The organism is Aeromonas schubertii (assembly GCF_000820105.1).
Taxonomy (GTDB): domain Bacteria; phylum Pseudomonadota; class Gammaproteobacteria; order Enterobacterales; family Aeromonadaceae; genus Aeromonas; species Aeromonas schubertii.
In genome coordinates this window covers 98,150-108,810 of sequence record NZ_CDDB01000017.1, presented here as the reverse complement: position 1 = coordinate 108,810, position 10,661 = coordinate 98,150, and the positions used below count along the sequence as shown (strand labels likewise).

Below are 10,661 nucleotides of genomic sequence, written 5' to 3'. Positions count from 1 at the left end.
GGCCACGCAAAGAAAAGTCACTCGCCAAAGCCCGCAGGGCGGGCGAAACCCCCATGCGGCGCAGCCGCATCAAGATGCCTGACACAGGTGAAGGAGCTTGGCTGAGCTCCCCCAAGTGGGCGGGCGAAACCCCTATGCGGCAGCGCCGCATCAAGATGCTTGATACAGGTGAAGGAGCTTGGCCGAGCGCCTCCCGATTGGGAGGCTAAATCAGGGCGTTGAGCCCCACCATCAGGGTCGCCAGCGGCAAGATGGGCAACTTGAGCACCCGCAGGGCAAACAGTCCCATGGTGGCCAGGGCGAGCTGGGCCGGCCCCTGCACCGCGCTGGTGAAGACCGGCTGGTAGAGGGCCGCCAGCAGCAGTCCCACCACGGCGGCGTTGAGGCCGGCCGCGGCCGCCTGCCAGCGGGGGCGGGCCAGCAGGGCCTGCCACAGGGGGGTGAGGGCCAGCAGCAGCAAGAAGCCGGGCAGGAAGATGCCCAGGGTGGCGAGCAGGGCTCCCGGCAGCGGCGCCTCGGGCATGCTTAACGCGCCGAGATAGCTGGCCAGGGTAAACATGGGGCCGGGTACCAGCTGGGCCAGGGCATAGCCGCCGAGGAACTGGCTCTCCCCCAGGCTCGCCCCCACCGTCTGTTGCAGCAGGGGCAGCACCACATGACCGCCACCAAACACCAGGGATCCGGCCAGATAGAAGTCGGCGAAGTGTTGCATGCCGAGCAGGGGAGGGGCGATCAGCAGCAGCAAGAAGGCGGTCAGCCAGCCCCAGCCCGGCCGGGCCAGGGGGGCGCGCCCTTGAGTCGGCTCCTCGCGCCAGGCGGCGATGGTGGCGGCCAGCAGCAGTACGGCGAACTGGGTGATCAGATGGGGCAGCAGCCAGAGGGCGGCGGCACTGCCCACCATCAGCCCCTGACGCAGGGGCGTGGTGCAGAACTGGCGTCCCATGGCGAGCACGGCGTCGGCCACCACCACCAGGGCCAGCAGCTTGAGCCCCTGCAGCAAGAGTGGAAACCAGGCCCGATCCAGCAGGTGGCCACCGAGCAGGGCCAGGGCCGTCATCAGGGCAAACGAGGGGAGGGTGAAGCCGACAAAGGCGGCCAGGGCCCCCGGCAGTCTCGCCCTGTGGTAGCCGATGGCAAAGCCAAGCTGGCTCGAGGCCGGGCCGGGCAGGAATTGGCACAGGGCCAGGCGCTCGGCAAACTCGCCCTGGCTCAGCCAGCCCAGGCGCTCGACGAAGGTCTGGCGAAACAGGCCGATGTGGGCGGCCGGCCCGCCGAAGCCGAGACAGCCCAGGGTGAGAAAACGGATAAAGAGGGTCAGCATGGGGCCTCCTGAGGATGGGGGCCCATCCTATGACAGTTCGATGACAGTTCGATTACGCCCCCGGCAGGTAGTGGGCCCCGGCCAGCCAGGCGGCCACCCCCTGACGGCAGGCGTCGAACAGGGGCTCGGGCAGGGCGCGCGGATCGCACCAGCACCACCCCTCGCACTTGTCCGGCTCGCGCAGCTCGGGCTCACCGTCCACCCTGGCATGCAGGATCACCGAGATATAGTGCAGGCCGCTCTCGCGCCAGGTCTCCAGGTTGTTGGTCAGCGCCACCACCCGGGGGGCCTCGATGCGAAACCCGGTCTCTTCCTCTGTTTCGCGCAGCGCCGCCGTCTCGAAGGTCTCGCCGCACTCCAGATGACCGCCGGGAATCGACCAGTAGGGGGCGTGACTTCCCTTGCGTCGCCCCATCAGGATCAATCCGGACGGGCTCTCCAGGATCACCCCGACCCCGACTCTTGGGTACTCCATCTTCTTCTCCTCTGTGGTGGCGCGGCTATGCTACCCCCGTGGCGGGAGCGGGCCAAGGGGCTCTGCGGCCTCTGGCGAGGGGGCAGTGCTGGGGCGACGCCGGGTGCCATGCAGGCCGGGCACGGCCGCCCCGGCGACCCCTGGTCCCAAAATTCGCGGCTCTCAGTGATATATGCGGCGCCGGATTTCATCAATCATGGATGGCGTTAACCACCCAACCGACCACCAGATTGAAGGGACCCTGCATGACCACTACCGCCGTCACCGGCCTGTTTCAAGAGATAGCGCACCAGCTGGGGCTGGAGGCGCTAAGCCAGGATGAGCACGGCCTGTGCGAGCTGATCCTCAATGATCGCATCGTCATCATGCTAAGGGCGGATGAGTCATTGCAGCGGCTGACGCTGCTCGGGCCTGTCTCGGGAATGAGCGGTCCCGAGGCGAAAGAGGCCGCCTGCCGTCTGTGGATGGGTCACAGCATCGCCGCCCTGACCCATGATGCCCCCCATCTCGCCTGGAGTGAGGAGCAGGGGCTGATCGCCTTTTGCCACCTTGCGCTTCACGGCCTCAATGCCGAACGGGTCTGCCAGGCCCTGGCCGGCCTGTTCGAGTGGCTGAGTCAGGCTGCCGGCGAGGAGCGCGCACTGGATGGGCAACAAGCCCAGGTAACATCGGCAAGCTGGGTGTAATTCATCATGAAGATCATCGGAACCGCCACCCCCTCCATCACCCTTTCCCAGGCTCACGAGCGAGTGGCCAACCACGGCCAGCATCCCGTCGGCGAGCTCAACATAGAGGGAAAGCGATACAGGATCGTCGATAACCAGGTGCTGCGCCTCAATCCCCACGGCGGTATCGCCCGCTTTCGGGAGGGGGTGGGCAAGCTCTTCTCGGGGCAGGCACCGGACACCTCGTATGCTCGCGCCCTCACCGAGACGCTCCATGCCGCCCGCAAGGCAGCGCCAAAGAGCCCGGGGGGGGAGGCCCCCCAGGGGATCGGCGGCCTGTTTGGCCTCAAGCCGCAGACCAGGTTGCCGCTCGGCTGGAAGGGGGAGCCCCTGCCCGGGGCCCCGAGTCTGGAGGGGATGCGGGTGGCCGAGACCGACAAGTTTGCCGAAGGGGAGAGCCACATCAGCATAGTGGAGACCCGCGACAAGCAGCGGCTGGTGGCCAAGATTGAACGCTCGGTCGCCGAGGGGCACCTGCAGGGGGAGCTGGAGGCCTATCAGCACATCTACCAGAGTGCGGGCAAGCATCCCAACCTCGGCAACGTGCACGGCATGGCCGTGGTGCCCTATGGCAGCCGCAAGGAGGAGGCGCTGCTGATGGACGAGGTGGATGGCTGGCGCGGCTCCGACACCATGCGGACCCTCACCGACAACTGGAAGCAGGGGAAGGTGAGTAGCGAGGAGTATTGGGGAACGGTCAAGTTTATCGCCCACCGGCTGCTCGATGTGACCGGCCACCTCGCCAAGGCCGGGATAGTCCACAACGACATCAAGCCGGGTAACGTGGTCTTCGACAAGCACAGCGGCGAGCCTGTGGTCATCGATCTGGGGCTGCACTCACGCCCCGGGGAGCAGCCCAAGGGGTTTACCGACTCCTTCAAGGCGCCGGAGCTGGCGGTCGGCAGCCCCTCGGCGTCAGAGAAGAGCGACGTCTTCCTCGTGGTCTCGACCCTGCTGCACGGCATCGAAGGCTTCGAGCGGGATCTGGAGAGAAAGCCCAACCAAGGGTTGAGTCTCACCAGGGGGGCGGCTCATGGGCTCGATGAGCGGGGCAATCCGGTGCATCGGCCCGGTGTGGCCGGCGTCGAGACCGCCTACACCCGCTTCGTCGACCAGATTATCGGTGCCCCGGCCGAGCTGCGACCCGACTCCGCAGAGGCCAGGCTGCACGAGTTCCTGAGCGACGGCGCCATTGACGAGGGGCGGGCCAGGCAGATCCTCAAAGAGACCCTCTCGGGCGAGCTGGCCGCCTCTCCTGCCGATGCGCGGCGGGTGACGCCGAGGAAGATCCGCGAGCTCTCCGACACCCTGCGGCTACATCTGAGCAGCGCCTCGACCCGGCAGCTCAATGTGGGCATGGCCCTGTCGGATCTCGCCGCCATGTCGGCGGTGCTCGACAAGGCCGAGCGTCAGGAGTTTGCCGATCAGGGTCAGCTCAAGAGTTTCAACAGCCTCATTCTGAAGGGATACGGGGTGATCGCCCGCTATGTGAAAGGGGAGCTGGGTGAGAGCAAGACCCCTCAGGGGGAGCCTTCGCCCCAGCTGCGCGGCAATATCATGAAGTCGGTTGCCGAGCCCACGCTCAAGCAGATCCAGGGGCAGTTGGCCCAGCGCCACGGCCTCGTTGATATCGCCACCCTGGAGCGCTCCCACCACCATCTGGAGACCCTGCTGACGGTGCTGGTCCCCTCTTCCCCCCAGGAGAAGGTGTCGCCCGAGGCGTATGACTTCCTCAACCGGGTGGCCGAGGTCAAGGGCTCTCTCGGCGCACGGCTCGATGACCTCAAGGGGCAGCAGCAGAGGGCGCACGGCGAGCTGTCTACCCTGATGCGTGCTGCCACCGCCTGGGCCGGCGACGCCCGTCAGGCGCTGCAGCGTTTCGATAGCATTCGCCCGGTCGTGAAGTTTGGCTCGGATCAGGATACGGCCGTTCACCGCAGCATGATCGCGGCCCATGCGGCCACCACCTTGCAGGAGGTAGCGGGCTTTGCCGGCGAGATGCGCCACTTTGCCGCCGCGGCCACCCCCCTGTTGACCCAGTTGGGACGCAGCACCCTGGCAGACGAGGGGCTGACCTTCCAGCGCGAGCAGCTGCGCGAACTGGCGACCGTCGCCGAGCGGCTCACCCGCCTCTCCCAGGAGTGGATCCGCTAGTCGATGCCCACAGACCCCTCTGCCAGGAGGGGTCTTTCATCGGGCACACCCCGATGGCCCTCATCCCCCCGCTTGGGCACGCCTGATGCACAAACCCTTGAGCTTGTTAACAGTCACGGATGAATAGGCTCCGTATGATGTCTGGAAAACGAGCAAGAAAGGATGTCATACGCAGATGAAACATATCTCTATCAGGGCCAAGACCCTGACTCTGGCCATCGTGCCCATCTTGATGATGGCGCTGCTGCTCAACGTCGGGATCTGGTGGCGTGAACAGCAGACGCTGACGGCCCAGCTCGATCGTTACCGCGCCACGGCCCTCGAGCAGAAGAAGGCGGCCCTGGCCGAACACGTGCTGATGGCCAGGACCGCCATCGCCCATCTGCTCAACCAGGAGGGCCCCGAGGCCCGCGAGCAGGCCAAGGGGATACTGCGCGCCCTGCGTTATGCCGAGGACGGCTACTTCTACGTCTATGACACCCGGGGGGTCAACGTCGCCCACGGCATCAAGCCGGCCCTGGAGGGCAAGGATCTCTCCGCCATGACCGACAGCGAGGGGAACCGGGTGATCCTCGATATCATCAAGGCGGCCCAGAGCGGCGACGGCTACTCCCGATTTATCTGGGACAAGCCCTCCAAGGGGAGCGAGCAGCCCAAGCTGGGGTACGCCGTGCTGCTGCCCCAGTGGGGTTGGGTGCTCGGCACCGGCTTCTATATCGACGACATCGACGATGCGGTGGCCAAGGCCCGCGCGGCGGGGGAGGCCGAGCTGGTCACCACCATGGGCGACACCCTGCTCACCTCGCTGCTGCTCACCCTGCTCGCCATCGTCGGCGGTCTCTGGGTATCGCGCTCTATCACCCGTCCCATTCAGACCCTGGTTGAGAGCTTTCACGATCTCGCCCACGGCGAGGGGGATCTCACCCGCCGGATCCGGCTCGATCAGGGGGATGAGCTCGGCGATCTTGCCCACAGCTTCAACGGCTTTATCGAGAAGATTCATCAGCTGGTGGAGCAGGTGAGCACCGCCTCGGATCGGGTCTATCAGTCGGTCGAGACCCTGCAGCGCCAGTCCGGCGACTACCTCAGCCGCATGGGCTCTCACCACAGGGAGACCGAGCAGGTGGTGGCCGCCATGACCGAGATGAGCTCTACCGCCCACAGCGTGGCCGGCAATGCGGGGGATGCGGCCGCCGCCACCGGCAATGCCGACCATCTGTCGCGCCAGACCCGGGTGGTGATCACCCGGGCCATGGACGGCATCGACACCCTGATCACCGACCTTAACGCCATCCACGATCAGATTGGCACCCTGACCCGGGAGACGGATCAGATCCAGAACGTGGTGGGGGTCATCTCGGGGATCGCCGAGCAGACCAACCTGCTGGCACTCAATGCCGCCATCGAGGCGGCGCGGGCCGGGGAGCAGGGGCGCGGCTTTGCGGTGGTGGCCGACGAGGTGCGCCAGCTCGCCTCGCGCACCCAGCAGAGCACGGTGGAGATAGGCACCATGTTGCAGCGGTTGCAGCAGATAGTGGCCGCCGCCGGCACCCTGATGGGCGATAGCCAGGCCCGCCACAGCAATACCCTGGCCGAGACCGGCGCCCTGGTGACCAACCTCGACCAGATGAGCAGCGCCATCACCACCATCAATGACATGAACCTGCAGATCGCCAGCGCCGCCGAGCAGCAGCATGCGGTGACCGAGGAGATCAACCGCAACCTGGTGGCCATTCAGCAGATCGTGACCGAGCTCAGCCAGGGGGCCGATGCCACTCGCCACACCTGTGAGGAGCTGGCCGATTCCGGCAGGACCCTGCACCGGTTGGTGGAGCGGTTTCAGATCTAGGGGCCCGGCCTTGCGGGGGAGCTCAGCCAAGCTCCTGGCCTATGGCAAGTACCTTGATGCGGCTGCGCCGCATAGGATGCGAGGACTTTGTCCTCGAAGGGGTTTCGCCCGCCCTGCGGGCTGTGGCGAGTGACTTTGGAAAGACCCAAAGTCACCAAAGGTCTTCTCCCCCGGCAAGCCGTCCGCTGCGCGGATGCCCTCGGCTCGCTGAGCGGGTCGGACGTACCGCCGCACACGGCACATCCCTGTGCCGCCTGCGGCTGCGCCGTCATCCCTGACGGCGCTACTGACTCGCTCAACTCACCTCGGCGGCTTGCAGGGGGCTGCAATACCGTGCCCGACGGTGACTGGGGTGGCAGATTGCGGCACTGTTGGCCGCTACGCGGTGCTCAAAATGGTGGGTGGCCCAACTTCGCCTTTTGATAGCTTCGTTGTTTTTGATGACGAATATAATGGTGAGTTGAATATAAGCTCCAAGCACAAAAAGTGGTGGAGACATGATCCTGTCTCCATTTGACTCAAGGGGATGAATTGCTAGTGGGCTCGGTGTATGAAAACTAAAATAAAGGATTTTTTGAGGGGGCTGTTGTGGCGCAGCCAGATGTCACATCCTCCTCAGATTCGGGACGTATTTAGAGGCTCTGGATTCACCATAGCTCCAGACCCAGCATACAGTCGATACCCCAAACCATTGCCAGCAGATCCGGAGACTGAAGCGTACATCGTTCGGTTTCTGGTATCAGAGGATGACAGAGATACCCTGATGCAATTGCTTGCTGGTTTAAGCTATGAGGTCCTTTCTGAGTTACCAACTCAGGTAGTGAGGCGCTCTGCGGATGAGACCGGTCGAAAGTTGATGTTGTTTCTACATCCTTCTTTCTCTGGAACGGTCGTCTCGATTGCAAGTGATGACCTAGATGTATTGGCGCTATTGCAAACAACAAAGCTATATCCGCCTCTTCCTGGTGACTCCTTTCCCTGGATAGATCCTGAAGTAATGGGTGCTCTACAAGGGGAGATCGAATACTGGTGGGATCAATTTTGGTTACCATTCTGGGGCTCGTTAAGCCAAGACGAGCAATCGGCCTTAGATCTAGAACCTGAGTGGCGAGAGTTCATTGTTAACCACCAGCCGACATGGGTTACAGAATCTGCTGGTTGAATACCCATCAACTCAGGATTAGCATCATCCTAATGATGGCCAGAGTCTTACCGACCCTGGACTTTTTGTTTCTAGCCCGCCTTGTGCGGGCTTTGCCGTTTCTGGGCAACATGGTGGGTGTCCCAACTTCGCCCTCCCAACTTCGCCCGAAGGGGTTTCGCCCGCTCTGCGGGCTGTGGCGAGTGACTTTGGAAAGACCCAAAGTCACCAAAGGTCTTCTCCCCCGGCAAGCCGTCCGCTGCGCCGTCATCCCTGACGGCGCTACTGACTCGCTCAACTCACCTCGGCGGCTTGCAGGGGGGTTGCAATACCGTGCCCGAGAGTGACTGGGGTGGCAGATTGCGGCGCTGTTGGCCGCTCCGCGGCGCTCAAAACGGTGGGTGTCGAATTTTTGTATTCTGTTGCTCATTGGATGGGAGAGCCCATTACTTATTACAGCTCCCGAGGCGAAGCTGATAGCCTTCAAGGCGCTTTTCGAGCATGGCTCTACGCATCTTCTGTTTTTCTTCCCAATGTTCATCGTTATTAAAAACGACAATGCCTCCAGTACTGTTTATCTCAACCAGGGTTGCACGTATTTGCTCATGAATAAACTTGCAATTATCTGTCTGATTGAGTGAAACAATCAGGTTGGATATTTTCTCATCCTTCTGTTTAACAATACTCTCTAACGCCTTATTTTCTTTGTGCAATTGTGCATTTTCACTGACAAGTGACCCAACCTGCGAGTGTGCAACTTCCAATTTGGTCTGTAGTTGGGTAAGCGCGCCTTTTAGCTCGCTTTGTTGTAAAAGCGATTGGGCCTCTGTGAGTTTTTGGCCGACCCAAAATGCACCGCCAGCAATAGTGGATAGAACAATAAACATGCCTGAGATTGCAGCTTTCCAGTGAGTAGATGTAAAGCTGCCAAAGAGTTGGGATGTCGTGATGCGTTCAGGAGTCATGAGTAAACAGCGCGCTTGGCAGGGTAACCACAGATGGCGTCGTGGCTACCCATGGAGTTACTGATAAAGCCCGGAGACGTAGGCGTTAGTGGGGTCGGGAAGCAGATCTTGCGGGTGATCGCCTCCGAAAGTCGCCCACTTGCTTCTACCGGTATAAGAGGAATTGGCCAATTCTTTTTTGGTGATGGCATCATAAATAACTAATTGGATCTCGATGCGATCTGGCTTTCCTGACCACTCGGTCGCTCGCTCTTCCCAGTGCAGTATGGTGGGCTTTACGAAGTAGCCATACCGGGTGGTGTCAATGCTTTCAAGACACTGGTTGCTCTTGCAGCTATTGGTGATATCAACGCTGCGTGCCTTTTTGGCAAAGGCTGCTCTCACGGCATTTGCCGTCATCATGCCGGAATTCGCGTATGTCTGTGTTTCGTAAAAGCCATCATCCGGTATCGAAATCAAGACACCAAGGTTTGCATCAAGCCTTTTTGCCGGTGTTTGGAGTGCTGTGTGATGATAGGTTGATGAACATCCGGCAACGGCGAGCATGGTGGTGGCGGTTAATATCTTTTTTATCATTATCTTCCTCGTTTCTTGGTATTGTTGTGCAGCTGACAAGGTACACGCTTTATGCAGGCGCGTACGTGGGTATTATCCATTTTTTTAGCATCGGCACCAAGTGTACGGGGATGTTTGATGAGCCATATGATCACTCATAAAAGATCCCTCCTGTCTGTGGCGATGAAGATGGGCATGATCTCACTGGTTATATTTTCATTTAACGTAACCTGAACAATCAGAGTTATTGAGCTGAACCGAGGTTATGTATGCTCCATTCTTATCGTTGTAAATATAAGAGAGGGTCGCACCGCCTTGTAGAAATGTTAAGGTGGTGCTGTCAGCACAGGCTGAACGAACTATATTATGACGAAGGTTTTGTTGTAGAGTATGGGCGTTGATATCACTGACACTATAGTTTAAAAGCGAGTGATAGTGTTGGAGATTGTTAGCGTCAGCGTAAACAGAGTCCAATTGGGTTTCTGAGTCTAATATCCTGGGTAGATTCTTATTGATGGTCATTGAGAACAGTATCAGTTTATCCTCAATCGTCATGTTTTCCGGCTTGTATTTTATTTTGTTTAAATATGAGGAGTAACCAATAAAAAATATGCTAATTATAGTGAGAAAAGAAATGACCATCTTCTTCGCATCATATTCCTCTATAAATGTATTCTTTACCCGGTGTGACATTAACATATAGGGAATCCAAATTAAAGCAGATATGAAAGCAATACAAATACTCTTAATGGCCTCCCCGTTAAATAAAGTGGTCTGAGGAAAAAGAAGATGAGTCAAGTAGATGTTAATCGTGATATATAGCAAACTCGCCGTCACAAAAGCTATATATGCTTTTGGAAAGATCTTCTTTTTTAAGAAAAAAAGAAAATTTAAGTAGATGACACCTGAAAACAAAATAAGGTTGAATGCTATTTCTGAGCAAAGTAACAACGCAAACCATTCTACATATTTTTCCGAGTCGGGATTGGTGAGTACGTACCATCCACCACTCTCGAACACTCCTGGGTATACCGACAGTCTTGTCAAGTACAGCATTAATGGTGAGGCAACCAGGCCAATGGCCACCAGCATTAACCAACCAGATATACCTTTTTTATTTGAAGAACGCATACATACCCTGTGATTGTTATACGAACTGGAAAGAGTAAATAGGGGAGCAAGTGCGGTGCTTGTCGTATTGAGATCCGTACCGCCGCCAGTGGATCAGTGCATAGCCCCTTCGTTACAGACAGGTAACGTATTGCCACCCCTTTAAATCAAAGTCGTTCAGTGCCTTCACACCCGATACAAAATGGCGGGTGTCCCAATTACGTTCTGACGGCGCTACTGACTCGCTCAACTCACCTCGGCGGCTTGCAGGGGGCCGCAAGACCGTGCCCGGCTGTGACAAGGGGGGCGCAGGCCTGTTGGTGGCCACGCGGCGCTCAAAACGGTGGATGTCCTAATTTTGAAACC

9 protein-coding genes are annotated in these 10,661 nt (G+C 59.5%); 4 read left to right on the top strand and 5 right to left on the bottom strand.

Annotated features, from left to right (window positions below; translation table 11 throughout):
- Positions 1 to 205: 205 nt before the first annotated feature.
- Positions 206 to 1,321, bottom strand: coding sequence for a chromate efflux transporter (gene chrA / locus BN1133_RS03820; protein WP_050665229.1), 1,116 nt, complete (start codon positions 1,319 to 1,321; stop codon positions 206 to 208).
- 52 nt (positions 1,322 to 1,373) lie between these two features.
- A complete protein-coding gene (locus BN1133_RS03815) occupies positions 1,374 to 1,796 on the bottom strand; it encodes a nucleotide triphosphate diphosphatase NUDT15 (protein WP_050665228.1) in 423 nt (140 codons plus the stop codon).
- A 245-nt stretch (positions 1,797 to 2,041) separates the two neighbouring features.
- Here BN1133_RS03815 and BN1133_RS03810 point away from each other — a divergent pair, with 245 nt between their 5' ends.
- The 4 genes from BN1133_RS03810 to BN1133_RS19990 all read left to right on the top strand — a co-directional run bounded on the left by BN1133_RS03810 (position 2,042) and on the right by BN1133_RS19990 (position 7,686).
- Positions 2,042 to 2,482 carry a CesT family type III secretion system chaperone gene (locus BN1133_RS03810; RefSeq protein WP_050665227.1) on the top strand — a complete coding sequence of 147 codons (441 nt, stop codon included), beginning with the start codon at positions 2,042 to 2,044 and terminating at the stop codon, positions 2,480 to 2,482.
- Between the two features lie 6 nt (positions 2,483 to 2,488).
- Complete coding sequence (gene aopO / locus BN1133_RS03805; RefSeq protein ID WP_050665226.1) at positions 2,489 to 4,675, top strand: type III secretion system effector protein kinase AopO; 2,187 nt, start codon at positions 2,489 to 2,491, stop codon at positions 4,673 to 4,675.
- A 175-nt stretch (positions 4,676 to 4,850) separates the two neighbouring features.
- The gene (locus tag BN1133_RS03800) at positions 4,851 to 6,524 is read left to right on the top strand and encodes a methyl-accepting chemotaxis protein (RefSeq protein WP_050665225.1); all 1,674 of its coding nucleotides are present in this window, start codon (positions 4,851 to 4,853) and stop codon (positions 6,522 to 6,524) included.
- A gap of 763 nt (positions 6,525 to 7,287) precedes the next feature.
- Positions 7,288 to 7,686 (top strand): hypothetical protein, encoded by a 399-nt coding sequence (locus tag BN1133_RS19990; RefSeq protein ID WP_169793524.1) that lies wholly within the window; start codon positions 7,288 to 7,290, stop codon positions 7,684 to 7,686.
- A 425-nt stretch (positions 7,687 to 8,111) separates the two neighbouring features.
- Here the strand turns inward: BN1133_RS19990 and BN1133_RS03795 are convergent, their stop codons facing one another.
- The 3 genes from BN1133_RS03795 to BN1133_RS03785 all read right to left on the bottom strand — a co-directional run bounded on the left by BN1133_RS03795 (position 8,112) and on the right by BN1133_RS03785 (position 10,316).
- Positions 8,112 to 8,630 carry a hypothetical protein gene (locus BN1133_RS03795; protein ID WP_153006691.1) on the bottom strand — a complete coding sequence of 173 codons (519 nt, stop codon included), beginning with the start codon at positions 8,628 to 8,630 and terminating at the stop codon, positions 8,112 to 8,114.
- 57 nt (positions 8,631 to 8,687) lie between these two features.
- On the bottom strand, positions 8,688 to 9,206 hold the full coding sequence (locus tag BN1133_RS03790; protein WP_082177886.1) for a DUF4823 domain-containing protein: 519 nt from the start codon (positions 9,204 to 9,206) through the stop codon (positions 8,688 to 8,690).
- Positions 9,207 to 9,401: 195 nt separating this feature from the next.
- A complete protein-coding gene (locus BN1133_RS03785; RefSeq protein ID WP_082177885.1) occupies positions 9,402 to 10,316 on the bottom strand; it encodes a DUF2569 domain-containing protein in 915 nt (304 codons plus the stop codon).
- Positions 10,317 to 10,661: the final 345 nt, after the last annotated feature.